The sequence below is a fragment of the Sphingomonas fuzhouensis genome, assembly GCF_034659795.1.
Taxonomy (GTDB): Bacteria; Pseudomonadota; Alphaproteobacteria; order Sphingomonadales; family Sphingomonadaceae; genus Sphingomonas; species Sphingomonas fuzhouensis.
Window position 1 is genome coordinate 552,694 of sequence record NZ_JAXSQY010000002.1, and the last position, 25,115, is coordinate 577,808.

Consider the following 25,115-nt stretch of genomic DNA (forward strand, 5'->3'; position numbering starts at 1 on the left):
CGGTCCGAGCGGACTTTAGCTGGCCGACCGCTCCATGATTTTCTTTGCCATTTACCGACGATCGCGTCCGTTATCGGAACAGATCATCCGCCAGCCGCAGCATGAAGGCGGCGCCCCGCTCCATCTGCTGCACCTCGATATATTCATCCGGCTGGTGCGCCTGGGCGATCGATCCCGGACCGCAGATGACGGTCGAGAAGCCCGCCCCCTGAAACTGCCCTGCCTCCGCCGCATAAGGCACTGCGCGGGCCGGACCGTTGTCGCCCGCCCAACGCCGGGCCAGCTGTTCCGCCGCGCCGTCCGCCTCGGGCGCAAAGGACGGTGTGCGCGACCGTCGCTCGACCCGGACGCCCGCCTCCGGAAAGCGGGCACGAAGCGCGGCATCGGCCTCGTCGCAGGCCGCGAAGAAGGGCGCGAGCAGCGTCTCGGGCTCCTGTCCCGGCAGGGTCCGGAGATCGAAGGCGAAGCGGCATTCGCGCGCCAGGATATTGACGGCGGTGCCGCCATTCATCTGGCCGATGGTCAGCGTGGCATGATGCGGACAGAAGGGACCATGCGGATCGCCCTCCCCCGCCAGCCGGTCGGCGAGATCGGCCAGCTGCTGCATCAACCGCACCGCCACCATATTAGCCGAAGCGCCCAAATGGATCAGGCTGGAATGCGCCTCATGCCCCGTCACGGTCACATTCCAGGTGGCGATCCCCTTATGCCCGCTGACCACCACCATTTCGGTCGGCTCGCCCACCACGACGGCGGCGGGTGACGGCAGGTCGCGCGCGATCTCGGCGATCATTGACGGCGCACCCAGACACCCCACTTCCTCGTCATAGGAAATCGCCAGGTGCAGCGGCCGGGTCATCGTCCCCCGCGCGACATGCGGGGCCAGCGCTAGCGACAGCGCCAGGAACCCCTTCATATCGCAGGTGCCGCGCCCCAACAGCCGGTCCCCACGCCGGGTCAGCCGCCAGGGATCGCTGGTCCAGGGCTGGCCGTCGACCGGCACCACATCGCTATGCCCCGACAGGACGACACCGCCCGGCACCATGGGCCCGACCGTGGCGTAAAGATTGGCCTTGCTACCATCGGCATTGAGGACGCGCCGCCCGGTGACGCCGATCCCCGCCAGATGCCGCTCGACATAGGCGATCAGGTCGAGGTTCGACTCCCGCGACGTGGTGTCGATCGCGATCAGGTCGGACAGGATCGCAGTGGCGTCGGCGGCAAGATGCTCGGGGGTCATGCGCGCATCTTGCCGTATGTGACAGTTTGGCGAAACCCCGCTTAGAAATCCCGCGAGTAGCGCAGGCTCGCCGCCGATCCGCCGAACGAGCCAGTCTGGGTCAACAGGCTGAGCGTCCGGGTCAGCGCGATCTGCAGCTGGGTGGCGGTGAAGCCGCGCGCATCGGTGACGATCTCCACATAGATATTGTCGGTGATGTACTTGCCCGCCGCCAGGCTGGTGCCCCGCCCGGTCGCCTCATCGGCGCCCAGCACGCGCAGCCGGTCGAAGCCAACCGCCGAGCGCAACTTGCCCAGCGGATTGAGCCCGCCACCCGATCCGCGTAGCGAATTGAGCGCCGCGGCCAACTGGATCGCCTCGACCGCCGACAGGTTTTCGGGGTTGGTCCCGAACAGCAACCGGCTGAGCACCTCGTCCTGCGGCAGGGTCGGCGTCGAGGTGAAGCTGATCTGCGGACGCTGACCGGTGCCGGTGACGTTGATGACCGCGGTGATGCCGTCGGTGGTCGTCGTCGCCTGGATATTGATGTCCGGATCGGTCAGCGCCCCGCCGCGGAAGCGGATGGTACCGCGATTGACGTCGAACCGCTTGCCCGCAAAGCTGTAGGTGCCGCGCACCAAATCGAGCCCGCCATTGATCGTCGGCGCCGCGCTGGTGCCGCCGATGCGCAGGTCCATCTCCCATTCCGACTCCAGCCCCATGCCGGACACGAACAGCTGATTGTCCGCACGCACCCGCAGGTCGAGGCGGAACAGCCCCGGCGGCGGCGTGGGGGCGGGCCGGTCGGTGGAACGCGGCGTCCGGATCTCGCTGCGACGGCGCACGCCGGTCAGCTCGGGCACCTCGGCCTGGCCCTGGCGGATGATCTGATAGCGGGCATTGGGCACGGTCAGGTCGCCCTGGATCAGGCCACCGTCCCGATTATGGGTCAGGCGGATCGTGCCGCTGGTCGTCGCGGCCAGCGCATCGCTATCGGCCAGCCGCGCATTGTTGAGCTGCGCGCGCAGGTCGATCGGATAGCCACTATCCGCCGCCAGCCCGATCGAGCCCTGCGCCTGGATCGTCCCCTCGCCCGCCTTGGCCTGCAACCGGGTGATATCGAGCCGGTCGTTGTTGAAGCGACCCGCCAGCTGCATATTGGTCAGCCGGGTGCCATAGCTCTCATTGTCATAGGTCAGATTATCGGCCCGGATCAGGCCGTTCAGCTGCGGCGCGGACACCCGCCCGCCAAAGTCGGCGGCGACCGCGATCGGTCCGCTCAACTGCTGGTTCGGCAGCGCGGCGAAGGAGAAGAGCACCGCCGACGGGCCGTTATAGCGGATGCCGCCCGACAAGGGGGCCTGCATCAGCCGGTTGACCCAGCCGCCATTGCCCGGCGGCAGCGGCCGGAGGTTCGCGACCATGCGGCCGACGACCAGATTCTCACGCCGGATCAGCGCCCGCGCTTCGCCGCCATCGGCAACCAGCCGTCCGGCAAAGACGATGTCCACCGCCTGCGACACGGCCGCCAGCCCGGTCCGCCGGAAATTGGCGATGGTCAGCCGCGCCTCGGCCGCCGGGAAGCTGGCATCGCGCGCCTGCGAGAAGTCGAGCGCACCGCTGGCCTGCCCGGTAATGCCCAGATTGGGGACGAAGGCATCGAGGATCGACAGCTGCAACTTGTCGAGCCGCGCCTGGACGTTCAGACCATTGCCATAGGAGCCTGCGAGCAGGACCGCGCCCTGATCGAACGCGATCCGGGTCGGGGTCAGACGCCATGCGCCCTGATCCTGCCGGATGCGCGCCGGATTGGTCGAGCGGAAGGGGATGCCGTTGGCCTGTCCCTTGGCCGCGACCAGATAGTCGTTGGGCGCCAGACGCGCATTGAGCGCAAGGTTGAACGGGATGCTCGACGATCCGGTCAGCACCGCCTGCGCGGTGCCGCGCCCGCCGCTATAGTTCACCTTGGCGCGCGCGGACTGGATGACCACCTCGCCATAGCGGGTGTCGGCCAGCTGCGCATCAGCGACGATCTGCGGCGCATTGGGAATCATCACCACGCTGGCATTCACGATGGCGCGGCCGATGGTGAAGTCGACCATGCCCGGAATGCGCGCATTATAAGCGCGGGCCGCGATATCGGCGCGCTGGTTGCCGCCCTGATCGGCCAGCTGGACGCGACCGTTGATCCCCTGCCCGGCGAATTGCAGCGCGCCCGCGAACGGCCCTGCCGCCGTCTGGACGACGCGGCCGGTCGCGTTGATCCCGGCAAAGACCAGGCTGCGCACGTCGATCGCCAGTTGCCGCCCGGTGCTGACCAGCACATTGGCGGTGAAGGGACCGTAATTGGTGTCGCCGCTGGCATTGACCGCATAGGCGCCGTTCTGCCCGACGACCCGCGCCTGGAGGTTGGCGAGGCCGACACCGACGCCGGGCTTGGCCGCGCGCAGAACGATCACCGGATTGGTCTGCGACCCCGTCACCCGCGCGGTGATCGGGCCGTACTGGTTGGAATAGGCATCCGCCTCGACCGCCAGCGCGCCATTGGCGGGATTGTAGCGGCCGCTCCCCCGCGTCACGCGGAATTGCGGCGCGGCGAGCCGCAGGCCGCTGAACGTCACGATGCCTTGCGGGCTATATTCGACATCGGCGCGGATGGTGGCATTGCCGCCCAGGAAGTTGCGCGCGCCCTCGTTGAAAATCTGCGAGGTGCGCGCGACCACCCGGCCCTTCATCCCGAAGCCGCCCGGTGTCGCCACCAGATTGGCGTCGGTGGTCAGGTTGATGATGCCGATGCTCTCGACGCGGTAATTGTTCACCCGCCCCTTCAGCGCGCCGGTATAGCGCCCGGTCTTCAGGTTCGCGACGACCACGGCGGTCGCATCGATATTGTCGGAGCGGATGCGCAGATTATCCGACAGGATATTGGGCATCGCGATCGCGAAGTCGCCCTGGATCGCGACATTGTTGGTCAGGCCGCCCACGGCCGCGTTCAGCCCCGCGATCCGCTTCGCCCGCGCCTTGACCGGCACCAGGATGCGGTCGGCATTCACCTTCGCCAGACCCTCGGCATAGAGATTCTGCACCGAGGTTTCGCCAAAGCCCAGTGCCGCTGCGCGAATCTTGTAATCCACCGTCGGCGTCGCGAACGCGCCGTTCAGCACGACGCGCGCCAGCACGTCGCGGCCCGTCAGATTGGGCGCGATCGCACCGGGCGTCAGCAGCTTGGCATCGACCGCGAAATTGCCGAACTGGCTGTTCGCCAGGTCGATCAGACCGCCCGCATCGACCATCAGGGCCGAGGAGCGCAGCTTCATCCGCGTATCGGCGCGACGCTCGTTGAGGGTGGTGTCGATCGCCACCTGGAGCGCAGGCGCAGTCAGTCGCTCGACCGGCCCTTCCAGATACAGGCCCGGCCGCGTCACGCCCCGCACCTCGATATGCCCATCGCGCGCGGTGGCGTTCAGATTGGCAAACTCGCCACCGCCCAGCGTCGCGATCGCGCGGCCGGTCCACGCTTTCCACCCGCCGCGCCCGTCGACCGACAGGGTCAGCGGCGCCTTCAGCCCCGCCATGGTGGCGACGACGCCGCCGGTCGGCGCGGTCAGCTTCACGTCGACCGCCAGCCGGTCGGCATCGGGCACCGCGTCGAGCACCAGCCGAAGCCGATCGCCCCCCGCGATACCGGGCGCCCGCAGCGCATCGGCGCTGGCCGTCACCTGCGCACGACGATCGGCGATATGCACCTTGCCGTCGATCGCCAGCACATGGCGCTGCCCCGTAACGGCTGCACCGATCACGAAGCGCTTGAGCGTCAGCCGGTTCACATCGATGTCGAGATCGGGGAGCAGCGGCGCATTGGGGTCGCTGGGCGTCGGCTTCAGCTCGGGCCGCCTCGCCAAAGTCACAAGGTCGGCGCTGAGCGAGCGGACATCGATATGGTTGTTGGTATAGGCAAAGGGCCGCCAGTCCACGTCCAGACGCGGGCTGGACAGGAACACGCCCTTGGGATCGCTGACCCGCAGGTCGACCAGCCGCATCCGGCCGTACAGCGAACCCTCGATCCGCCCGACCTTGATGTTGAGCCCCGAGGCGGTGGAATAGCCGCCCAGCTGATCCGCGACGAAGCGGCGGCCCGGATCGGTGTTGATGCCGAGCAGGATCGCCCCCACCAGCAGGATCAGGCCCAGGATCGTGATGCCGATCCATTTGAGCACCCGCTGCCACAGCGGGCGGCGCACGATCACGGTTTCGTTGACTGGTTCGGGCGACATGGTCTGTTCGTCCGCCATCAGAAAGCCTGCCCGATCGAGATATACAGGGCCACCTTGCCGTCACCCGGACGCGGGTTCAGCGGCGTCGCGACGTCGACGCGCAGCGGCCCAAAATTGGTGTAGAAGCGCCCACCGATACCGGCGCCGAAGCGCAAATCCTTGCCGGTGGGCAAGGTGCTTTCATAGCTGTTGCCCGCATCGACGAACGGGACGATGCCGAAATTGCCGAAGCGATAGCGCGCCTCCAGCGAAAATTCGTTCAGGCTGCGTCCGCCGACCGGGTTGCCCTGCGGATCGAGCGGGCCGAGCCGCTGATAGCCATAGCCGCGCACCGACCCGCCGCCGCCGCCATAATAGCGCCGCGAGGGCGCCAGATCGTCGCGGGCGATCCCGAAGATCGAGCCGCCGCGCACGCGCCCGGCGATCACCAGGCTGTCGGTCGCGGGATAATAGAAGGTCGCCTCCGCCATCGTCCGCGCATAGGGCCGCACCGCGCCGCGTACCGAGGTTTCGGGGCTGAGATTCAGCTTCAGGCGATAGCCGCGCGTCGGGTTGAGCAGGTCGTTCGACTGGTCGAACACGACCTGGCCCGGAATCGCGGCGATACCATAGGTGCCGCGCACCCGCTCGCCACGCGCGAAGTCGTACACGCTTTCGTTCGTGCCGGTCAGTTCGCCGCCAAAGGAATAGGTGAATTTCTTCTGCCAGAGCGGCGTCGAATCATAGCTCCAGCGGACGGCGACCGTGCCGGTAAAGGCATCGAACGCGTCGTAATTCTGATGCGCTGCCGACGCCAGGACCTGGAACGTCCGATCGCGCCGCCCGGCATTGGACCGGCGGAAGGTGCCGCTCAAACCCTGTTCCTGGGTGCCCGCCGTGACCGAGGCGATGATCGCCCCCTCGGGCGAGAAGGCGTTGCGGTTGATGAAATTGCCCTGCGCCCGCACGCCCTGACCGGTCGAATAGCCCGCTTCGCCCGACAGGGTACGCGCGGGCCCCTTGGTCTGGGTCACCTGGATGTCGATCTGCTCGGTGCCGTCGGGATTCATCCGACCGGTCTGCTTCGGCTCGACCGCGATGCCGTTGAACAGGCCAGTCGCGACCAGCGCGTTGCGCAGATCGTCGGTCAGCCGCGAATCATATAGCTGCCCCTCGTCGAAGCGGGGGAAGACGTTCAAATGATCCAGGTCGAACACCTTGTCGCCGACCGTGGTCAGCTTGCCAAAGGCCGAACGCGGCCCGGTATCGACCGGCAGGGTATAGGCGCCGACCGCCTCCGGCCCCTGATCCTCCAGAAGGATGTCGCGCTGCCCCACCTTGACGAAGGGATAGCCGCGCTGGGGCAGGACCAGGCTGACATTGGCCTCCGCCCCCTCGATCCGCGCCGCCTCGATCGGGTCGCCGACCTTGAGCGGCAGGTTGGACCGGATCAGGTCGGTCGGCACGGTCGGCTGGGACCGGATCGTGATCGAGGACAGGCGATAGAGCCGCCCCGGCGTCGCGGTCAGCACGACCTTCAGCCGCCCCGCTTCTCCATCGGCGGCGGTTTCGCGTTGCAGGGTCGAAACGGCGGTGGCGTCATAATAGCCCAGCGACTTCATCAGCCGGATCGCCAGCTGCTCGTCCTCCCGCGCGCGCGCCGAGACCTGGGTCGCGTTGGCCGCCTTGCCCTTGCCCTCGCGCAGCGCCGACAGCCGCTTGAACTCATCGTCGAGATTCAGGTCGGCAAGCCCGCGCACCTCCATGTCGTAACGAATCTCCGGCGCACGTTCGCCCTTGGGGTCGGCGGCGGTATCCAGCGGCGTGGAGTCGAAGCTGCTCAGCGGGGTCAGCGGCTGGGCGAGTTGCGGGTCTTCGGGGGCGATCGCGCCGATCGACTCGCCGGTCGCCAGCGGCTGGGACGTTTGCGCGGGGGGCAAAGGCGGCGCGGCCTGGGGCGTGGGGATGGCGTCCGTCTTGGGCTGGGTCGTCGCCATCGACGACATCGGCTCCAGCGGCGCGTTGATATCGCTGCTCAGCGGCGGCAGCGCGGCGTTGAACTGCGCATCGGGGACGATCGGCACATTGCCCTGCGGGTCCGCATCGCCCTCGCGCTGATCGCGCGGCACGCTGGGTCCTTGCGCGGGTGCGGTGCCGGGCTTTGCCAGCTGTGCCGATACCGGAGCGGAGAAAAGGGTGGGAGCAATCAGCGCGAACGCGAGCCAGGTGTGTCTGCCGTTCCGTTCCGCCACGCCGTCAAAAGCCCCTTTCCGACAGGGCTCTTCCGCTATTCGGAACGATCCCCCCAACAGCCGCACAACGCAGCGAGGGGCCTGAAGTTCCCTTTACCGGTCAGCGCGATACCGGCGCGCATCCGACCAGCCCACCGACGGGAACGACGATTTCATCCTGATTCCCGCGCGTTAGGCGAATGCTGGCATCCGAGACGATGGCCCCGTCCTGCAACGTCTCGCGCTGGGTGATCGTCATGTCGAGCGTCGCGGTAACGCCGTCCCCGGCATAGCGGGTCGTGCTCGCCAGCCCCAATGTACCGCCGCCAGCCGCCTGGGCCGCGGGCAGATCGGTCTGCTTGCCATCGAGCATGATGCGCAGTCGGCCCGGCTCGACCATCGCGACGAAGCGCTGGTCCTGCACCGCCCAGAGATAGGCCGCGCACCCCCGCTCGGGCAATGTCTGCTTGGGCAGCGTCCCCAGCACCGGCGGAGCGACCGGGGCGGCCTGAACACCGGCAAGCGCCAGCGCGACGACGGACAAAAGCATCATGGTGCCGATCCTATCATCAACACCCAGGCCGGGTAAGCCGCCAGTGCGAGCAACAGTCCGAGCGGCACCATGTCCTGCCCGCTCGCCCGGCGGCCCAACCCATGCCGCACCGCCACGAAGCCTAGCCCGATCACGCACGCCGCCAGCAACACGCCGGGCAGCATCCGCCAGCCCAGCCACAGCCCGATCGCGCCCATCAGCTTGGGATCGCCGCCACCCATCCCCTCGCGCCCCCGCCACCGGCGATAGCCCGCTGCAATCGCCCAGAGCGCGCCGAAGCCGACCAGTCCGCCGATGATCCGCTCGTCCAGCAACGGCGCATGGCCCAATATGCCGGTCAACAGCCCCGCCCCGGCCAGCCACGCGGTCAGTCGATCGGGCAACCACATGGCCAAGGCGTCCAGCGCCCCGAGCGCCAGCAGCGACCAGCCGAACAGTGCGCCCGTCCAGCCATCCGGCCCCGCGACCCACCCCGCCGACACGCCGATCAGCGCGGCGAGACCTTCGATGCGCCAATGAAGCGGATCGATCGGCTGGCGACACCGCGCACAGCGCCCGCGCAAGGCGATCGCGCTGACGATCGGCACCAATTCCCAGGCACGCAGCGTCTTGCCGCAATGATCGCAGGCCGATCGCCCCGCCAGCACCGAGCGATCGTCGAGCCAGCGCAGCACCAGCGCGGCGACGAACGATCCGATGATCGCCCCCGCCACGCCATAGATCGCGGCCCACAAAGCCGATGCCGCCCCGAACGTCATGGACCGGCCCCTAGCCCCTTTGCGAAGGCTGCGCAAAAGGCGTAAGGCCCGCGCCAAACAACGACATCAAAACAGACCTATCGGAGAGTATGCCATGACGGACCCCATCGTCATCCTGTCCTATGCCCGCACCCCCATGGGATCGTTCCAGGGCAGTATGTCGGGCCTGTCCGCGACCCAGCTGGGCGCCGCCGCCGTCAAGGGCGCGGTGGAGCGGGCGGGGGTCGATGCGGCGCTGGTCGAGCGCATCCATATGGGCTGCGTCCTCCCCGCCGGGCTGGGCCAGGCCCCGGCGCGGCAGGCGGCGATCTTGGCCGGGCTGGGCGAACATGTCGAGGCGACCACCGTCAACAAGATGTGCGGATCGGGCATGCAGGCCGCGATCATGGCCGCCGAGGCGCTGGCGGCGGGCTCGGCCGAGCTGATCGTCGCGGGCGGCATGGAGAGCATGACGAACGCCCCCTATCTCAGCCACAAGCATCGCGGCGGCGCGCGGATCGGGCACGACACGCTTTATGACCACATGTTCCTCGACGGGCTGGAGGACGCCTATGAGCGCGGCCGCCTGATGGGCCATTTCGCCGAGGAAGCCGCGCAGGAATATCAGTTCACCAGGGGCGCGCAGGACGATTTCGCCATCGCCTCGCTGGAACGCGCCAAGGCGGCGCAAGCCTCTGGTGCGTTCGATCGCGAGATCGTGGCCGTCACGGTCAAGACCCGCAAGGGCGAGGAGAGAATAACCCTCGACGAACAGCCCGCCAAAGGCGACCCCGCCAAGATCCCGACGCTGAAGCCCGCCTTTTCGAAGGACGGGACGATCACGGCGGCGAACGCCTCGTCCATCTCGGACGGGGCCGCCGCGCTGGTGATGACGCGGGCGAGCGTCGCCGAGCGGCTGGGCCTGACCCCGATCGCGCGGGTCGTGGCCCAGGCAGCCCATGCCCATGCCCCCGCCCGCTTCACCACCGCCCCGGTCTTTGCGATGCGGAAAGCCCTGGAGCGGGCAGGCTGGTCGGCGGGGGATGCCGATCTCTACGAGGTCAACGAGGCGTTCGCGGCGGTCGCGATGATCGCGATGCGCGACATGGACCTGTCGCACGACCGGCTGAACGTCCATGGCGGCGCCTGCGCACTGGGCCACCCGATCGGCGCCAGCGGCGCGCGGGTACTGGCCACCCTGTTGTCAGCGCTGGAGACCAAGGGGGCGAAGCGCGGCGTCGTATCGCTCTGCATCGGCGGCGGCGAAGCCACCGCGATGGCCGTGGAGTTGATGTAAGGGGTAGCCCTCGGTTCTTGGCACGCCCCTCCCACGGGCGGGAGGGGATGGGGGAGGGAAAGCCACAGGCGACAGTCTCGGTGAGACTTCTTGCCCTCCCCCGACCCCTCCCGCTTGCGGGAGGGGAGAAGAAGGCTCCCGCCCCATGGGACGGGCATGTTCCGCGCGGGGTCGGCACCTCCGCCGGACGGAGCGTTTAAGGAATCACCTCACCCGGCGCGACACCCCAGATCGATCCGACCGGCACGAAGCCCGCCTGCCCCTTCACGTCCAACCGGCACCAGCCGCCATTGCACTCGCTGATCCGCCCGACCACGCCGGGCGCCGCGCGCCACAGGGTCTTGGCATTCTCATCGGGGGCGGCGCGCATCGGCAGTGGTTCGGTCCCCTGCACGATCGCGGTACGGGTGTTGCGGAGCAGGACGGCGAGCATCCAGCCCTCGGTCCCGTCGGGGTCCTGGACCTTGCGCCATTCCTTGAACACGTCGACCACCTTCACCGGCAGGTCGGCCCGGCGATAGGTCCAGCTGGCCGGATAGCTGCGCCCCGGCCCCGTCCGCATCCGTGCCAGCGACGCGCCGATCGATCCATAATAGGGCAGTGCCCGCTTTTCGGACGCGGCGGTCGCCGCCGGGGCGAGCGGCCCCACCGTCAGCGTCATCGCCAAAATTGCCAGTCCGACCATGGACCTGCGCATCTTTCATCCTTCCGCTTGCCCGTCAGCGTGCGGCTCTACGCCGAGCCGGGGGGCGGCTTCAACCATCTTCCCGCCCCGATCGCCGGTTGACGGACCCGCGAGCTTGCCGCAATCCCCAGACATGGTCGATCCACGCCGCTGCCTGAACCCCAGGGTGGTCGTCACCCGCGAACTGCCCGATCCCGTGATGGACCGGATGGCGGCGCTGTTCGAGACGCATCTCAATCGTACCGACGAAAAGATGAGCCGCGCGCAGCTCGCCGCCGCGATGGCTATTTGCGATGTGCTGGTCCCGACCGTCACCGACACGATCGATGCCGCCCTGATCGCGGAGGCCGGTCCCCGGCTGAAGCTGATCGCCAATTTCGGCGCCGGGGTGAACCATATCGACCTGAAGGCGGCGCGGGCACGTGGCATCATCGTCACCAACACGCCGGGCGTCCTGACCGAGGACACGGCCGACATGACCATGGCGCTGATCCTGTCGGTGCCGCGCCGCCTGGCCGAGGGCGAGAAGCTGGTCCGTTCGGGCGCGTGGAAGGGGTGGAGCCCCGGCGGGATGCTGGGCCACCGGATCGGCGGCAAGGCGCTGGGCATCGTCGGCATGGGGCGGATCGGGCAAGCCGTCGCCCGGCGGGCGCGTGCCTTCGGCCTGTCGATTCACTATCACAACCGCCGCCGCCTGCCCGCCAGCATCGAGGCGGAACTGGGCGCGACCTGGTATGCCGACCTCGACGCGATGCTGGGCGCGGTCGACATCGTGTCGATCCACACGCCGCTCAACGCCGACAGCCACGACCTGCTCGACCGCCGCCGGATCGGCCTGATGCGCTCGCATGTCTATCTGATCAACGCCAGTCGCGGCGGCATCGTCGACGAGGACGCGATGGTCGACGCGCTGGAGGCCGGGGGACTGGCGGGCGCTGGCCTCGACGTCTGGCGGCACGAGCCCGAGATCGACCCCCGCCTGCTCGCCCTCCCCAATGTCGTGCTGACCCCGCATATGGGCTCGGCCACGCTGGAGGGCCGCGTCGCCTCGGGCGAAAAGGTCATCGCTAATATCCGCAGCTGGGCCGACGGCCACCGCCCGCCGGACCAGGTGCTGGAGGGGTGGCTGTAAGGCTTGCCGATTTCAGGCGGTATTAAAGCCGAGCGACACGAGGCCGATTCGTCATTGTGAGCGCAGCGAAGCAATCCAGTGTCCGGGCACGACACCCTGGATTGCTTCGCTCGGCTCGCAATGACGGGACAGGGTCGAACGGCGGGCATGGCGCTTTGCCGCGGGCCGAGAGTGGCACGATGCCGGACGCTTGCCCCTGCAGTTCAGGTCTTCTGTATAGAGTAGCCGCCTGCGCAAATGCCGCCGCCACGCCCCTCTGATCCATGTCAAAATGTTGCGGCGCGGAACCCCTGTCACCCTCCCCGCATTCCCCTCCTGTCATTCCAACAGGAGCTACCCCCATGAAAAAGCTGGCTATTAGCCTGACCCTCGCCGCAACTGCCCTGTCCATGTCGGCCTGTTCCACCCTGAAGGGTGCCGCGATCGGTGGCGCGGGCGGCGCGGGTGTCGCGGCCGCGACGGGGGGCAGCGTCGAAAAGGGTGCTGCGGTCGGCGGCACGGCGGGTGCCGTGGTCGGCACCGTCGCCGACTAGAGCGGTTTCCGTCCAGTTTGGATCATCGGCACGGAGGTAATTTCGGTTCGGGGCAAGGCGCGCGGAGGGAGCGATGCTGAAGCATCGTGACCGACAAGCAACGCCGCCCTGAATCGAAAGCGCCCCGCCGCGAAGCGGTCGCCCGCAGGGCGATGACGGTGGTTCAACCTGGTTGAAAACCGCTCTAATTGTGTCAGGCGGAAGCGGCTGGTTATGCGGCCGCTTCCGCCGCCAACAGCGCTTCGATACGCGGCTCGTCCTTCGGTCGCCCGAAGAGGCGGCATAGCGCCAGCAACTCTTGCCGGTCGGGCACGAACAATGCCCCCTCTGCCATGACGATCCGCTGGCGCGTGCGTGGTTCGACCCGTTGCCAGCGTCCCGCAACGGCGACATGGAGACCGGCCATCACCTCGACAGGAACCGGTGTCGCATCCCATTTTGCGAAGGCCGCCGAGCGGAACAGCGGATCGGGCGGCAAGGTGATCGGCGCAACGCCCAGACGATCGAACACCGCATCGGTCAGCCTGGCGTCGATCAGCACATCGACATCGTGGACCAGCCCGGCATCGACACCGTGAAGCGCCAAGGCCGCACTACCGATAATCCACCACCCATCGGGAAAGGACGCCATGGCCTCCGCGACGCTTCGCAACGTCGCGGTGAGTTCCGGCGTCATCACCAGACTTAGTCGCCGGTCAGGATGCGGTCGACCAGCTGCTTCACCGTCGGCACGAAGCCGTTGGAATAGAAGGGATCGCGCTTGAAATTATACGCCGCATGTCCGGCGAACATCAGGTTCTGCTCGACATCGCCGCCATGGGCGATGTCCTGCAGCGTCTTCTGGATGCAGAAGCTGCGCGGATCGGCGAGACGGCCGGTCGAGTTGGTCTCGCTATCGGCCCAGCTCGAGAACAGGCACTGCGACAGGCAGCCCATGCAGTCGGCCTGGTCCTTGCGGATTTCCTTGGCCTCTTCCGGCGTCACGAAGACGAGCGTGTTGTCCGGCGTCTTCAGCGCCATGGTGAAGCCTGCGCCGAACCACTCGCGCGCGCGCAGCAGGTCGCCCTTGGTCACCCAGAAATTCTTGCCCTTCACGCCTACGTCGAGCTGGAAGACATGGTCGCCCGCTTCCTGCGTCGAAAAGGCGATCTGGCGGTCCGAACGGGCTTCCAGATTGCGCAGGAACGGATTGCGTACCGCGCTGGAATAGAAACCGGTCGGCGAGAAGCGATGGAGCAGGACATCGCCCTGCTCGATCGTCATCAGCCGCTGCTTCCACTCTTCCGGGATCGGGCTTTCCTGGGTCAACAAGGGCCGCGTGCCGAACTGGAAGGCGATCTTGCCCAGCTCGGGATTGTCGATCCAGTCGTTCCAGTCGCGTAAGTACCAGACGCCGCCCGCCATCACGATCGGCACCTCGTCCGAAATCCCACCCTCGCGCATCGTGTCGCGCAGCGCCTTCACGCGCGGATAGGGGTCTTGCGGCTGCAAGGGGTCTTCGGCATTGGACAGGCCGTTATGGCCGCCGGCGAGCCAGGGGTCTTCGTACACGACCGCCGCCAGCCATTCCGATGCCTTGGAATAGGCCCGCTTCCACAGCGCGCGGAAAGCGCGGCCCGAGGAGACGATCGGCAGATAGCTGACCTGGTGATGCGCCGCGATCTCGGACAGCTTATAGGGCATGCCCGCGCCGCAGGTGACGCCCGCGACCAGACCCTTGGTGCGCGCCAGCACGCCTTCCAGCACCCGCTGCGCGCCGCCCATTTCCCACAGCACGTTGATGTTGATCGCGCCCTTGCCACCGGCAATGTCCCAGGCGCGCTTCACCTGCTGGACCGCACCCTCGATGGCGTATTCGATCAGTTCCTCATGCCGCTCGCGCCGGGTCAGCGCGCGGTAGATCTGGGGAATGATCTTGCCCTCGGCGTCATAGCTGTCGGCATTCACGGCCGACACGGTGCCGACGCCACCCGCCGCCGCCCAGGCGCCCGCCGAGGCGTGATTGGTCGCCGCGACGCCCTTCCCGCCTTCGATCAGCGGCCAAACCTCGCGGCCGTTGTAGAGGATGGGGCTCAAGCCTTTGAACACGTCGTTACCTTGTCTGTCCGAAAGGGTCTCATATAGCGTGTTAGGATCGCTAAGCGAGGGGGAATTAAAAGCACCCGCCCGTACCGGCCTCAACCCAGCGCGCCGGGCCGCCCCAATACGCCTTCGTACAGCGCCTTGTAGCGGGCGATCATCTGGCTCTGGTCGAATTCGGCGCGCGCCCGCGCCTGGTTGGCGGCACCCGCCTGGGCGCGCAGGTCGGGATTGGCGATAAGGGCCTGGATCACGTCGCGCAGCCGCACCTCGTTGGGGGCATCGGCGATGAACGGGCGATTGGCCTCCGACACCATCGACGCCACATCGCCGACCGGCAGCGAGGCGATGGGCAGCCCCGCCGCCATCCCCTCCAGCACCGAGATCGGCGCCTGCTCGGACAGCGAGGACAGCGCGACGATGTCGAAATGCCGGATGAAATTATAGGGGCGCGGCAGAAAGCCCGGCATCACCAGCCGATCGGCGATGCCCATCGCGGCGGCGGCCTGCTGGATGATCGCGCGCTCCGGCCCTTCGCCGACGATCACCAGCCGGAACCGCCCCGGAATGCCGCCCATCGCGCGGACCAACATCGGCAGGTTCTTGACGGTGCGCAACCCCGCCAGCGCGCCGACCACGACCTCCTTGGGCTGGCGGACGAAGCCGGGAATGCCCTTGGGATCGGGATCGCGGGCATAGAGTTTGGTGTCGATGCCGTTGGGGATGCGGTGGACCCGCGCGGCCGGTTGCTTCCAGGTCTGAAGCGCGATCCGTTCCAGGATATGGCTGGGCACCGCCAGCGCATCCGCCGCCGACAGGGCGATGCGGCGATAGATGTTGCGCTCGACCTTGAGCCCCCGCGCCTCGTCGGCGTTGAAGCCGTCCTCGTGATGGACCAGGGGCGGCGCACCCTTGGCATAGACGCGGCGCGCCATCACCCCATCGATCGCGCCCCAATTATAGGTCAGTACCAGGTCGAAGCGGCGCATATAGGCCGCGATCGCCTCATAGCGCTTGACCGAGGGTTTGCCGGTCAGCGGCGGCGCATCCTGCGCGATCTCGTAGCGGATACCCTTGGCGATCGAATCGCGCGCGCCGAGTTCGTCGGGCATCGCCGAGACGATGCTGTGCTTCGCCGCATCACCAAAGGCGTTCATCAACGCAACCGCGCGCGCCTCCTTGCCGCCGAGCGAAAAGGAGGAGTGGAGATGGAGGATGTTCAGCGGACGGGCCATGCCGCCGGATTAGCGGGCGGCGCGGGTGTTGAAAACCGCTGACGCCAATCGTCCGCGTTTCCCCCCCCAGCGAAAGGGCGCTTTGCGATGTCGATCCGGTCAGCTTGCCGGGCGGGCGCCACCGGGTTTCCAATCACGCGCCCGCGCCCTAAATCCCGGTCATGACCGACACCCCCCAGCCCCGCCCCAAGCTTGCCTATAACTGGACGCCGGGCACGGGGCCCGCGATCGTCTTCCTGCCGGGCTATGCCTCGGACATGCAGGGGTCGAAGGCCTTGGCGCTGGAGGCCTGGGCAACGGCGAACGGCCGGGCGTTCCTGCGCTTCGACTATGGCGGCTGCGGCGAGTCGGCGGGGGCGTTCGAGGATCAGGCGCTGGCCGACTGGCGTGACGACGTCGTCGCGATGCTCGACGATGTGGTGAAGGGCCCGGCGGTGCTGGTCGGCTCGTCGATGGGCGGCTGGCTGATGCTGCTCGCCGCCCTCGCCCGGCCGGATCAGGTCAGGGCGCTGGTCGGGATCGCGCCCGCGCCCGATTTCACCGACTGGGGTTTTTCGACCGAGGAAAAGATGACGATCCTCCAGGCCGGGCGGCTGGAGCGACCCAATCCCTATGGCCCCGCCCCCACTGTCTATACCCGCCGTTTCTGGTCGTCGGGCGAGGCCAACCGATTGACCTTCGGCCCGATTGCGTTCGACGGGCCGGTGCGGCTGCTTCAGGGCATGGCCGACCCCGATGTGCCATGGCACCGGACCACCCATCTGGCGCAGTTGTTCCGTTCAGCCGATGTGCAGACGATATTGGTCAAGGATGGCGACCACCGGCTGTCGCGCGAGGGCGATATCGCGCTGCTGATCCGGGCCGTCGAGGACGTGTTGCACCACCTATGATCCTGCTCCCCCTGGCACTCGCCGCCGCCGTCCAGTCCGCTCCTGCGAAGACGCCGCCCTTGCCCACCGACCCACGCGAAGCCCGCTATCGACGCTGCGTCGCGCTGGCCGAAAGCGAGCCCGCCGCCGCCAAGATCGAGGCGGGCAAATGGCGGCTGGCGGGCGGCGGCTTCTTCGCGCAGCAATGCCTGGGCCTGGCCTTCGCCACCGAGCGAAACTGGACGGCGGCGGCGAGCGCCTTCGAACAGGCGGCCCGCGCCGCCGAGACGGCGCATGACGTGCGCGCCGCCAATTACTGGGCACAGGCGGGCAATGCCTTTCTGGCCGCCGGGGATGCCACCCATGCCCGCGCCGCGCTCGACGCCGCGCTGGCGGCGGGCGAGTTGAGCGGCTTTGCGCTGGGCGAGGCGCAACTCGACCGGGCGCGCGCCTCCGTCGCGGGCGGGCAGATGGCCGCCGCGCGGGTCGATCTGGACGCGGCGCTGACCAATGCCCCGGCCGATCCGCTCGCCTGGCTGTTGTCGGCAACGCTGGCCCGGCGGATGAAGGATTTGCCGCGCGCGCAGAAGGACATCGCCCAGGCGCTGGCCCGCTCCGCCGACGATGCCAGCGTCCAGCTGGAGGCGGGCAATATCGCCGCCGTCGCAGGCGACGAAGCGGGCGCGCGCAAGGCGTGGAGCGAGGCCGCCCGCCTCTCCCCGCCCGACAGCCCGATCCGCGCCGAAGCGGCCAAGGCGCTGTCGCAATTCCCGTCGCGCTGACCGCTTATCGCATGTCAAAGCCATATAGTCCCGTTCGGGATAGGATGGCGTCCCCGCCCGAGCGGCCCCGTTGAACAGGCAGACCAACCGATGCGCTATCTCCACACCATGATCCGCGTCAGCGACCTGGACGCCAGCATCCGCTTTTTCGACCTGCTCGGCCTGAAGGAAGTGCGGCGGATCGACAATGAGGGCGGCCGTTTCTCGCTGATCTTCCTGGCGGCGCCGGGCGACGAGGGTCGCGCCGAGGTCGAGCTGACGCATAATTGGGACCCCGAAATCTATACCGGCGGACGCAATTTCGGGCATCTCGCCTACCGTGTCGACAATATCTACGAGACCTGCCAGCGGCTGATGGACGCCGGGATCACGATCAACCGCCCGCCGCGCGATGGGCATATGGCCTTCGTCAAGACGCCCGACGGCATCTCGATCGAACTGTTGCAGGACGGCGCGCTGCCCCCGGCCGAACCTTGGGCCTCGATGCCCAATGTCGGAAGCTGGTAAGGGACCGTCCATGGAAATCGTTCGCGTCCCCGTCCTCTCCGACAATTATGCCTGGCTGATCCATCATGCGGGCCAGACCGTCGCGCTTGACCCCGGCGAAGCCGCGCCCGTCGCAGCGGCTGCGGCGGCGCGGGGCTGGACGATCGATCAGGTCTGGCTGACCCATTGGCATCCCGATCATGTCGGCGGGGCCGCCGCGTTGAAGGCGCAAGGCGCACGCGTCGCCGGTCCGGCGGCGGAGGCAGCGAAGATCGACGGGCTCGACACGCTGCTTGCCGAGGGCGACACGATCGCGGTCGGCGGCACCTTCGCCACCATCTGGTCGGTGCCGGGGCACACGGCGGGGCATATCGCCTTTCATATCGTGGACCGCGCCACGATCTTCACCGGCGACACGCTGTTCGCCATGGGCTGCGGCCGGTTGTTCGAGGGGACGGCGGCGCAGATGCACGCCAATATGCGCCGCTTCGCCGCGCTGCCGGGCGACACCCGCGTCTATTGCGGGCACGAATATACCCTGTCCAACGCCCGCTTCGCCGCCGCTGCCGAGCCCGATAACGAAGCCATTGCCGAGCGGCTGGCCGATATCGTCGCGATGCGCGAACAGGGTGAGCCGACCATTCCGACGACCATCGCGCTGGAACGGGCCACCAACCCCTTCCTCCGCTCGGTCGATGCCGAGGAACTGGCGCAGCGTCGTGCAGCCAAGGACGCGTTCAAGGGTTAGGGTGATTGCTACAGGGGTATTTTGACGGAGGCGGAATGATGCGTATCGTGACGTTGGTTTCTGTTCTGATCCCCATGGCGGCCCTGGCGGGCTGTACGCTGAGCCCCGCCGAAAAGGCGCGCATCGAGCAGCGCGCCGAAACCGAGCGCGCCGACCTCGCCAAGACCCTGCGCGGCCTCACCGCAGGGCCGCCGACCCAGTGTATCAACCAGTATCGAACGCAGCAGGTCCGCTCCTATGGCCCCACGTTGGTCTATACCGTATCGCCGCGCCTGAAATATGTCAGCCGGACGGCGGGCGGATGCGGTGATGTCGGTGGGTCGGGCAACAATATCTTCGTGACCCGCACCACCACGGGGCAGCTCTGCTCGGGCGATATCGCCCAGACCGTCGACCGCAGCTCGGGTTTCTTCACCGGCAGTTGCAGCTTCGGCGAGTTCACCCCCTATCGGAAGCAAGGATGATGCGGAGCAAAACGACCATCGCCGCCGCGCTCGGCCTGGCCCTGACGCTGTCGGCGGCCAAGTCCGATCCCTTTGCCGGGCGCGTCGCCGGACCACCGGCCCAGTGCGTCGATACCGGCACGGCCATGTCGGGGCCGGTCATCGCCGACAAGGACACCATCATCATCAACGCAGGCCCCCGCCTCTGGCGCGCCAAGGTGCGCGGGCAATGTGCGGGGATTCAGCCGTTCAACACGCTGATGATCGAGCGCTGGGGCTCGCAGGTCTGTCGCAACGACCGGTTCCGGGTGCTGCAGCAGGGACTGTCGATCCCGACGGCGTGGTGCTTCTTCGACGGGTTCGTGCCCTATGATCGGGTGAAGAAATAGGAGGCGTGGCTTGTGGCCTGCCCTCCCCCATCCCCTCCCGTCTACGGGAGGGGAGCGGCAAGACCAGCGGCTGCACCTCTATTCCTACGTTTCAATCTGGGCTCACCCCTCCCGCAGGCGGGAGGGGATGGGGGAGGGCCACGGTGTCTCACCGAGCCTCCACCCTAATCACAAAACGAACCGGCTGAGATCGGTATTGCGCGCCACCGCCGCCAACTGGCTGTCCACATAGGCCGCGTCGATCGTCAGAGTCGTACCCTGCCGGTCCTCCGCTTCGAAGCTTACTTCCTCCAGCAGCTTTTCCATCACCGTCTGGAGCCGCCGGGCACCGATATTCTCGACCTGTGAATTCACCTCTGCCGCGATCCGCGCGATCGCCGCGATGCCGTCCTCGGTAAAGGCGATCTCGACGCCTTCGGTGCCGATCAGTGCCTTATATTGAAGGGGCAACGACGCCTTGGTGTCGGACAGGATCGCGACGAAATCGCCTTCGGTCAGCGCCTTCAGCTCGACGCGGATCGGCAGACGCCCCTGCAACTCGGGCAGCAGGTCGGACGGCTTGGCGACATGGAAGGCGCCGGACGCGATGAAGAGGATATGGTCCGTCTTCATCGGGCCGTATTTGGTCGAGACGGTCGTCCCCTCGATCAGCGGCAGCAGGTCGCGCTGCACGCCCTCGCGGCTGACCGAGCCGCCGCGCACGTCCGACACGGCAATCTTGTCGATCTCGTCGAGGAAGACGATCCCGTTCGCCTCGGCATCGGCCAGCGCGGCGCGGCTGACCTCGTCCTGGTCTAGGCGCTTGTCGGCTTCCTCCTCGACCAGCTTGGTCCAGGCGGCCGAGACGGTCAGCTTGCGGCGCTTGAGCGGCTGGCCGCCGCCGAACGCCTTGCCCATCATCTCGGACAGGTTGATCATCTGCGGCGCGACACCGGGGATCTCGAACGGCATGGCCGGGGCCTGTTCCAGTTCAATCTCGATCTCGGTCTGGTCGAGATGACCGTCGCGGAAGCGCTGGCGGAACGCCTCGCGCGTCGCCTGGCTGGAGTCCTTGCCCACCAAGGCATCGAGCAGGCGGTTCATCGCCGCCTCTTCGGCCTTGTCCTTCACCGCGACGCGGCGGCGTTCCTTTTCCAGCCGGATCGCCTCCTCGACCAGGTCGCGCGCGATCTGTTCGACGTCGCGGCCGACATAGCCGACCTCGGTGAACTTGGTCGCCTCGACCTTGACGAAGGGCGCATCGGCCAGCTTGGCCAGACGGCGGCTGATCTCGGTCTTGCCGCACCCCGTCGGGCCGATCATCAGGATGTTCTTGGGCGTCACCTCGTCGCGCAAATCCGCGCCGAGGCGCTGGCGACGCCAGCGGTTGCGCATCGCGACGGCGACGGCGCGCTTGGCGTCGGCCTGGCCGATGATATGCGCGTCGAGCGCGGCGACGATCGCCTTGGGGGTCAGCTGGTCGTTCATGGGAGCTTTCGGGTTACTGCGCGCCGTCGATGGCTTCGAGCGTGACGCGGTCATTGGTGTAGACGCAGACATCGGCGGCGATCGCCATCGCCTTGCGTGCGATCGTCTCGGCATCCTGTTCATAGTCGACGAGCGCCCGCGCCGCCGCGAGCGCATAGTTGCCGCCCGACCCGATCGCACAGATGCCGTTCTCGGGCTCCAGAACGTCGCCGTTTCCGGTCAGGATCAGCGTCACGTCCTTGTCGGCGACGATCATCATCGCCTCCAGGTTGCGCAGGAACTTGTCGGTCCGCCAGTCCTTGGCCAGCTCGACCGCCGCGCGCAGCAGCTGGCCGTTATGCCGCTCCAGCTTGGCCTCCAGCCGCTCGAACAGGGTGAAGGCATCCGCCGTCGCGCCTGCAAAGCCGCCGATGACCGAGCCGTCGCCCAGCCGCCGGACTTTCCGCGCATTGGGCTTCATGACCGTCTGGCCCATCGAAACCTGACCGTCCCCGGCCACCACCACCCGGCCGCCACGGCGCACCGAGCAAATCGTCGTGCCATGCCAAGTGGGCATGGCGTGTTCATTCCCGCTCATGCGCGGCGATATGGAGTCGGGGGGCGGCGGGTTCAATGATCGGGTGACGGTCGATCCACCATCTCCGCTCCATCTGAGCGAAGTCGAAGGCCACGCCGCAACGGTAGGCACCAGGTTCCTGCCCATTCCTCCCCTGCAAGGGGGGGGGGGGGACCAGCGAAGCTGGTGGAGGGGTGTCACCAGTCGTGAGAGAAGACCAATCTCTCAAGCCGGGGCACCCCTCCGTCAGGCCTTCGGCCTGCCACCTCCCCTTCCAGGGGAGGAATGAGATGGGGCCAGCCGCGATGTTCCGCCACAGCATTCGACTTCGCCCAGGCTGAACGGAGCGTGGAGATTACTCCCCCAGCTTCTCGATCTTGTCCTTCAGCGCGGCAAGCTCCGCCTTCAGCGCCGCCATTTCAGCATCCTTGCTGGCGGCGGGGGCCGCCGGAGCCGGGGCAGGCGCCGCCGCACCGGGCTTGAACCCCTGCGTCGCGGCCTCGAACATCGCCAGGTTGCGCTTGGCCATGTCGGCGAAGGGCGTGTTGGCGAATGCGCCCTCGACCGCCGATTTGAACTGTTCCTGGTTGCGGCGGAAGCTGTCCATCGACGCCTCCAGATACCCCGGCACCACCGCCTGCATCGAATCGCCGTACATCGAAATTAACTGGCGCAGGAAATTCACGGGCAGCATCGTCTCGCCCCGGCTTTCCTCTTCCATGATGATCTGGGTGAGGACATTATGGGTGATGTCCTCGTCGGTCTTGGCGTCGACCACCTTGAAGTCACGCCCCGCCCGAATCATCACCGCCAGATGATCGAGCGTGATGTAGGAGGAGGTTTCGGTGTTGTAGAGCCGCCGGTTCGCATATTTCTTGACGATCACGACGCCGTCCGATGCCTGCTTCTTCATGGACCCCCGCCTTTCATGGTTTTGCCGCAGCCTAACGCCTTGGATTTCGCATCGCAACATGGTCCGCGCCCCTTGCCGCTGTTCCTAGCGATGCTGCGCAGCGAGGCCGCGGAAAATCCCGCGCTGGCACAGGCCGCGCTGACCGGTCTGCGCCGCTTCCAGCAGGCGAAGCGCGAGCGGCCGATGCGCGCCCTGCCCGTCCGGCGGCGGCGCGGGCGGGTGCGCTTGCGCGATGCCGGAGGAGAAGGGCGGCCGGTGCTGTTCATCCCCTCGCTCATCAATCCGCCCGCGATCCTCGACCTGTCACGCGACCGCTCGCTGATCCGCTGGCTGCGGGGGCAAGGCTTCCACCCCTGGCTGATCGACTGGGGCACGCCGGACGCGAAGGACCGCGACCTGGACGTGGCGGGCCATGTCGAGCGCTTCCTCCTTCCCCTGATCGCGTGCCTGCCGCAGCCGCCGGTGCTGGTCGGCTATTGTTTGGGCGGCACGCTGGCGATGGCGGCGGCGGCGCGAAGCCAGGTGGCTGGGCTCGCCGCGATCGCCGCGCCCTGGCACTTCAGCGGCTATGGCGACGAGGCACGCGCCGCGATGGCGGCCCAATGGGCGGCGATCAAGCCGACCTCCGAAGCCCTCGGCATGGTGCCGATGGAGGCGTTGCAGGCGGGCTTCTGGCGGCTCGATCCGGCGCGCACCATCGCCAAATATGCCGCCTTCGCCGATCTCGATCCCCGCAGCGAGGCGGCGCGCCGCTTCATCCGCCTGGAGGACTGGGCCAATCAGGGCGCACCCCTGCCCCATGCCTTCGGACGTGAGCTGTTCGAGCAACTGATCGCCGAGGATCGGCCCGGCCTGGGCCAATGGCGCGTCGCGGGCGGCATCGTCACACCATCGCAATGCGACGCCCCTAGCGTCGAGTTCGTCGCCACCGCCGACCGGATCGTCCCCGCCGCCACCGCCATCGGTCTGTCCGACCGGCGTGAGGGCGGCACGGGCCATGTCGGCATGGTCGTCGGCGGCCGCGCGGAGCAACAGCTCTGGCAGCCGCTGGCCGACTGGATCGCGGGCCTTCCTGCCCCTAGATAGAGTGAGAGTTGAGAGGAGCCTTCATGACCGAGATCGTCATTACCGCCGCCAAGCGCACCCCTGTGGGCAGCTTCCTGGGCGCCTTTGCCGCCACGCCCGCGCATGAGCTGGGCCGAGTGGCGATCACCGCTGCGCTCGAACAGGCGGGTATCACCGGCGAGGACGTGTCCGAGGTCATTCTCGGCCAGGTGCTGACCGCCGCGCAGGGGCAGAACCCCGCTCGTCAGGCGTCGATGGCGGCGGGCATTCCCAAGGAAGTACCGGCTTATGGCGTGAACCAGGTCTGCGGTTCGGGCCTGCGCGCGGTGGCGCTCGGGCTTCAGGCGATCGCCAATGGCGATGCGACCATCGTCGTTGCGGGCGGGCAGGAATCCATGTCGCTGTCGCCCCATGCCCAGACGATGCGCGGCGGCACCAAGATGGGTCCGCTGACCATGGTCGACACCATGGTCCATGACGGCCTGACCGATGCCTTTGCGGGCTATCACATGGGGATCACCGCCGAAAACCTCGCCGAGCAATATCAGGTGACCCGCGACGAGCAGGACCGGTTCGCCGTCCGCTCGCAGAATCTGGCGGAAAAGGCGCGTGGCGAAGGCCGCTTCAAGGACGAGATCGCCCCCGTCACCATCAAGACCCGCAAGGGCGAGACGGTCGTCGCCGACGACGAATATATCCGCGCCGGTGCCACGATCGAAAGCGTGTCGGGCGTGCGCCCCGCCTTCAAAAAGGACGGCACGGTCACGGCCGCCAATGCCTCGGGCCTGAATGACGGCGCCGCTGCGCTCGTCCTGATGAGCCGCGAGGAAGCCGAGAAGCGCGGCGCCCCTGTGCTCGCCACGATCAAGAGCTGGGCCTCGGCGGGCGTCGATCCCTCGGTCATGGGCATCGGCCCCGTCCCCGCCACGCGCCGCGCGCTGGAAAAGGCGGGCTGGAGCGTCGGCGACCTCGACCTGATCGAAGCCAACGAAGCCTTTGCGGCCCAGGCGCTGTCGGTCGGCAAGGAACTGGGCTTCGACCCCGACAAGGTCAACGTCAATGGCGGCGCGATTGCGCTGGGCCACCCGATCGGCGCCAGCGGCGCGCGTGTGCTCACGACCCTGATCTACGAAATGCAAAAGCGCGACGCGAAAAAGGGCCTGGCCACGCTGTGCATCGGCGGCGGCATGGGCATCGCCATGTGTGTTGAGCGATAAACACGCCACTTTTCTATTCTGAAGCCAATGCAGGGGGTGTGACGGAGCCGTCACGCCCCCTGTTTCATCTCTGGCCGGTAACGGCATAGGTGCTCCGATTCCGGCGATCCGATTCATCGGTTTCAGACGCTATCCTACGGCGCCTCAACTCGCCTGAATCTACCCTCGACAGAAAAAATCCCACGATGCGTATGCACCTCAAAAATTTTATGATAATTTCGTGACT

23 protein-coding genes are annotated in these 25,115 nt (G+C 67.5%); 11 read left to right on the forward strand and 12 right to left on the reverse strand.

Annotated features, from left to right (window positions below):
- Positions 1 to 70 precede the first annotated feature (70 nt).
- From argE to U1H82_RS07035, 5 genes are all read right to left on the reverse strand, one after another.
- On the reverse strand, positions 71 to 1,240 hold the full coding sequence (gene argE, locus U1H82_RS07015; protein WP_322964202.1) for an acetylornithine deacetylase: 1,170 nt from the start codon (positions 1,238 to 1,240) through the stop codon (positions 71 to 73).
- Between the two features lie 41 nt (positions 1,241 to 1,281).
- Entirely contained in the window at positions 1,282 to 5,511 is a 4,230-nt protein-coding gene (locus U1H82_RS07020) for a translocation/assembly module TamB domain-containing protein (protein ID WP_322964203.1), read from the reverse strand.
- Positions 5,511 to 7,724 carry an autotransporter assembly complex protein TamA gene (locus U1H82_RS07025; RefSeq protein ID WP_322964204.1) on the reverse strand — a complete coding sequence of 738 codons (2,214 nt, stop codon included), beginning with the start codon at positions 7,722 to 7,724 and terminating at the stop codon, positions 5,511 to 5,513. The genes U1H82_RS07020 and U1H82_RS07025 overlap by 1 nt, the downstream gene beginning before the upstream one ends.
- A gap of 100 nt (positions 7,725 to 7,824) precedes the next feature.
- The gene (locus tag U1H82_RS07030; protein ID WP_322964206.1) at positions 7,825 to 8,256 is read right to left on the reverse strand and encodes a hypothetical protein; all 432 of its coding nucleotides are present in this window, start codon (positions 8,254 to 8,256) and stop codon (positions 7,825 to 7,827) included.
- Positions 8,253 to 9,014 (reverse strand): prepilin peptidase, encoded by a 762-nt coding sequence (locus U1H82_RS07035; protein WP_322964207.1) that lies wholly within the window; start codon positions 9,012 to 9,014, stop codon positions 8,253 to 8,255. The genes U1H82_RS07030 and U1H82_RS07035 overlap by 4 nt, the downstream gene beginning before the upstream one ends.
- Before the next feature lie 94 nt (positions 9,015 to 9,108).
- Between U1H82_RS07035 and U1H82_RS07040 the strand changes: the two genes are divergently transcribed.
- A complete protein-coding gene (locus U1H82_RS07040) occupies positions 9,109 to 10,290 on the forward strand; it encodes an acetyl-CoA C-acyltransferase (RefSeq protein WP_322964208.1) in 1,182 nt (393 codons plus the stop codon).
- 196 nt (positions 10,291 to 10,486) lie between these two features.
- Here the strand turns inward: U1H82_RS07040 and U1H82_RS07045 are convergent, their stop codons facing one another.
- Positions 10,487 to 10,987: an SH3 domain-containing protein gene (locus U1H82_RS07045; RefSeq protein ID WP_322964209.1), complete on the reverse strand. Its 501-nt coding sequence runs from the start codon at positions 10,985 to 10,987 to the stop codon at positions 10,487 to 10,489.
- Between the two features lie 121 nt (positions 10,988 to 11,108).
- Here U1H82_RS07045 and U1H82_RS07050 point away from each other — a divergent pair, with 121 nt between their 5' ends.
- Together U1H82_RS07050 and U1H82_RS07055 are read left to right on the forward strand one after the other, a co-directional pair.
- Positions 11,109 to 12,107: a 2-hydroxyacid dehydrogenase gene (locus U1H82_RS07050; protein ID WP_322964428.1), complete on the forward strand. Its 999-nt coding sequence runs from the start codon at positions 11,109 to 11,111 to the stop codon at positions 12,105 to 12,107.
- 341 nt (positions 12,108 to 12,448) lie between these two features.
- On the forward strand, positions 12,449 to 12,640 hold the full coding sequence (locus U1H82_RS07055; RefSeq protein WP_322964210.1) for a YMGG-like glycine zipper-containing protein: 192 nt from the start codon (positions 12,449 to 12,451) through the stop codon (positions 12,638 to 12,640).
- A 211-nt stretch (positions 12,641 to 12,851) separates the two neighbouring features.
- On the opposite strand, the gene U1H82_RS07060 is transcribed toward U1H82_RS07055, so the two are convergent.
- The 3 genes from U1H82_RS07060 to U1H82_RS07070 form a co-directional block, all read right to left on the reverse strand.
- Entirely contained in the window at positions 12,852 to 13,316 is a 465-nt protein-coding gene (locus U1H82_RS07060) for a hypothetical protein (RefSeq protein WP_322964212.1), read from the reverse strand.
- Positions 13,317 to 13,324: 8 nt separating this feature from the next.
- Entirely contained in the window at positions 13,325 to 14,728 is a 1,404-nt protein-coding gene (locus U1H82_RS07065) for an NAD(P)H-dependent flavin oxidoreductase (protein ID WP_322964213.1), read from the reverse strand.
- A gap of 89 nt (positions 14,729 to 14,817) precedes the next feature.
- Complete coding sequence (locus U1H82_RS07070; protein ID WP_322964214.1) at positions 14,818 to 15,954, reverse strand: glycosyltransferase family 4 protein; 1,137 nt, start codon at positions 15,952 to 15,954, stop codon at positions 14,818 to 14,820.
- A gap of 161 nt (positions 15,955 to 16,115) precedes the next feature.
- Here U1H82_RS07070 and U1H82_RS07075 point away from each other — a divergent pair, with 161 nt between their 5' ends.
- The 6 genes from U1H82_RS07075 to U1H82_RS07100 all read left to right on the forward strand — a co-directional run bounded on the left by U1H82_RS07075 (position 16,116) and on the right by U1H82_RS07100 (position 19,671).
- Positions 16,116 to 16,844, forward strand: coding sequence for an alpha/beta hydrolase (locus tag U1H82_RS07075; protein WP_322964216.1), 729 nt, complete (start codon positions 16,116 to 16,118; stop codon positions 16,842 to 16,844).
- Complete coding sequence (locus U1H82_RS07080; protein WP_322964217.1) at positions 16,841 to 17,605, forward strand: tetratricopeptide repeat protein; 765 nt, start codon at positions 16,841 to 16,843, stop codon at positions 17,603 to 17,605. The genes U1H82_RS07075 and U1H82_RS07080 overlap by 4 nt, the downstream gene beginning before the upstream one ends.
- Before the next feature lie 90 nt (positions 17,606 to 17,695).
- Positions 17,696 to 18,112 (forward strand): VOC family protein, encoded by a 417-nt coding sequence (locus U1H82_RS07085; RefSeq protein WP_322964218.1) that lies wholly within the window; start codon positions 17,696 to 17,698, stop codon positions 18,110 to 18,112.
- Between the two features lie 10 nt (positions 18,113 to 18,122).
- Complete coding sequence (gene gloB / locus U1H82_RS07090) at positions 18,123 to 18,839, forward strand: hydroxyacylglutathione hydrolase (RefSeq protein WP_322964219.1); 717 nt, start codon at positions 18,123 to 18,125, stop codon at positions 18,837 to 18,839.
- A gap of 35 nt (positions 18,840 to 18,874) precedes the next feature.
- Complete coding sequence (locus tag U1H82_RS07095; RefSeq protein ID WP_322964220.1) at positions 18,875 to 19,303, forward strand: hypothetical protein; 429 nt, start codon at positions 18,875 to 18,877, stop codon at positions 19,301 to 19,303.
- Positions 19,300 to 19,671, forward strand: coding sequence for a hypothetical protein (locus U1H82_RS07100; protein WP_322964221.1), 372 nt, complete (start codon positions 19,300 to 19,302; stop codon positions 19,669 to 19,671). The genes U1H82_RS07095 and U1H82_RS07100 overlap by 4 nt, the downstream gene beginning before the upstream one ends.
- 168 nt (positions 19,672 to 19,839) lie before the next feature.
- On the opposite strand, the gene hslU is transcribed toward U1H82_RS07100, so the two are convergent.
- The 3 genes from hslU to phaR all read right to left on the reverse strand — a co-directional run bounded on the left by hslU (position 19,840) and on the right by phaR (position 22,607).
- The gene (gene hslU / locus U1H82_RS07105; protein WP_322964222.1) at positions 19,840 to 21,138 is read right to left on the reverse strand and encodes an ATP-dependent protease ATPase subunit HslU; all 1,299 of its coding nucleotides are present in this window, start codon (positions 21,136 to 21,138) and stop codon (positions 19,840 to 19,842) included.
- A gap of 13 nt (positions 21,139 to 21,151) precedes the next feature.
- Positions 21,152 to 21,694 carry an ATP-dependent protease subunit HslV gene (gene hslV, locus U1H82_RS07110; RefSeq protein WP_058744342.1) on the reverse strand — a complete coding sequence of 181 codons (543 nt, stop codon included), beginning with the start codon at positions 21,692 to 21,694 and terminating at the stop codon, positions 21,152 to 21,154.
- Between the two features lie 355 nt (positions 21,695 to 22,049).
- Entirely contained in the window at positions 22,050 to 22,607 is a 558-nt protein-coding gene (phaR, locus tag U1H82_RS07115) for a polyhydroxyalkanoate synthesis repressor PhaR (protein WP_322964223.1), read from the reverse strand.
- A 72-nt stretch (positions 22,608 to 22,679) separates the two neighbouring features.
- On the opposite strand from phaR, the gene U1H82_RS07120 reads away from it, so the two are divergent.
- Positions 22,680 to 23,693 (forward strand): alpha/beta fold hydrolase, encoded by a 1,014-nt coding sequence (locus tag U1H82_RS07120; RefSeq protein WP_322964224.1) that lies wholly within the window; start codon positions 22,680 to 22,682, stop codon positions 23,691 to 23,693.
- Positions 23,694 to 23,716: 23 nt separating this feature from the next.
- Positions 23,717 to 24,889 (forward strand): acetyl-CoA C-acetyltransferase, encoded by a 1,173-nt coding sequence (locus U1H82_RS07125; RefSeq protein ID WP_322964225.1) that lies wholly within the window; start codon positions 23,717 to 23,719, stop codon positions 24,887 to 24,889.
- The last annotated feature ends 226 nt before the right edge of the window (positions 24,890 to 25,115 follow it).

Bases quoted from the DNA above. Each gene is read 5' to 3' on its own strand.
- U1H82_RS07100 (WP_322964221.1), top strand. From the start codon at position 19,300: ATGATGCGGAGCAAAACGACCATCGCCGCCGCGCTCGGCCTGGCCCTG.
- U1H82_RS07125 (WP_322964225.1), top strand. From the start codon at position 23,717: ATGACCGAGATCGTCATTACCGCCGCCAAGCGCACCCCTGTGGGCAGC.
- U1H82_RS07030 (WP_322964206.1), bottom strand. From the start codon at position 8,256: ATGATGCTTTTGTCCGTCGTCGCGCTGGCGCTTGCCGGTGTTCAGGCC.
- U1H82_RS07045 (WP_322964209.1), bottom strand. From the start codon at position 10,987: ATGCGCAGGTCCATGGTCGGACTGGCAATTTTGGCGATGACGCTGACG.
- U1H82_RS07075 (WP_322964216.1), top strand. From the start codon at position 16,116: ATGACCGACACCCCCCAGCCCCGCCCCAAGCTTGCCTATAACTGGACG.
- U1H82_RS07080 (WP_322964217.1), top strand. From the start codon at position 16,841: ATGATCCTGCTCCCCCTGGCACTCGCCGCCGCCGTCCAGTCCGCTCCT.
- U1H82_RS07020 (WP_322964203.1), bottom strand. From the start codon at position 5,511: ATGGCGGACGAACAGACCATGTCGCCCGAACCAGTCAACGAAACCGTG.
- U1H82_RS07050 (WP_322964428.1), top strand. From the start codon at position 11,109: ATGGTCGATCCACGCCGCTGCCTGAACCCCAGGGTGGTCGTCACCCGC.
- U1H82_RS07060 (WP_322964212.1), bottom strand. From the start codon at position 13,316: ATGACGCCGGAACTCACCGCGACGTTGCGAAGCGTCGCGGAGGCCATG.
- U1H82_RS07070 (WP_322964214.1), bottom strand. From the start codon at position 15,954: ATGGCCCGTCCGCTGAACATCCTCCATCTCCACTCCTCCTTTTCGCTC.
- U1H82_RS07085 (WP_322964218.1), top strand. From the start codon at position 17,696: ATGCGCTATCTCCACACCATGATCCGCGTCAGCGACCTGGACGCCAGC.
- hslV (WP_058744342.1), bottom strand. From the start codon at position 21,694: ATGCCCACTTGGCATGGCACGACGATTTGCTCGGTGCGCCGTGGCGGC.
- U1H82_RS07035 (WP_322964207.1), bottom strand. From the start codon at position 9,014: ATGACGTTCGGGGCGGCATCGGCTTTGTGGGCCGCGATCTATGGCGTG.
- U1H82_RS07040 (WP_322964208.1), top strand. From the start codon at position 9,109: ATGACGGACCCCATCGTCATCCTGTCCTATGCCCGCACCCCCATGGGA.
- U1H82_RS07055 (WP_322964210.1), top strand. From the start codon at position 12,449: ATGAAAAAGCTGGCTATTAGCCTGACCCTCGCCGCAACTGCCCTGTCC.
- argE (WP_322964202.1), bottom strand. From the start codon at position 1,240: ATGACCCCCGAGCATCTTGCCGCCGACGCCACTGCGATCCTGTCCGAC.
- phaR (WP_322964223.1), bottom strand. From the start codon at position 22,607: ATGAAGAAGCAGGCATCGGACGGCGTCGTGATCGTCAAGAAATATGCG.
- hslU (WP_322964222.1), bottom strand. From the start codon at position 21,138: ATGAACGACCAGCTGACCCCCAAGGCGATCGTCGCCGCGCTCGACGCG.
- gloB (WP_322964219.1), top strand. From the start codon at position 18,123: ATGGAAATCGTTCGCGTCCCCGTCCTCTCCGACAATTATGCCTGGCTG.
- U1H82_RS07095 (WP_322964220.1), top strand. From the start codon at position 18,875: ATGATGCGTATCGTGACGTTGGTTTCTGTTCTGATCCCCATGGCGGCC.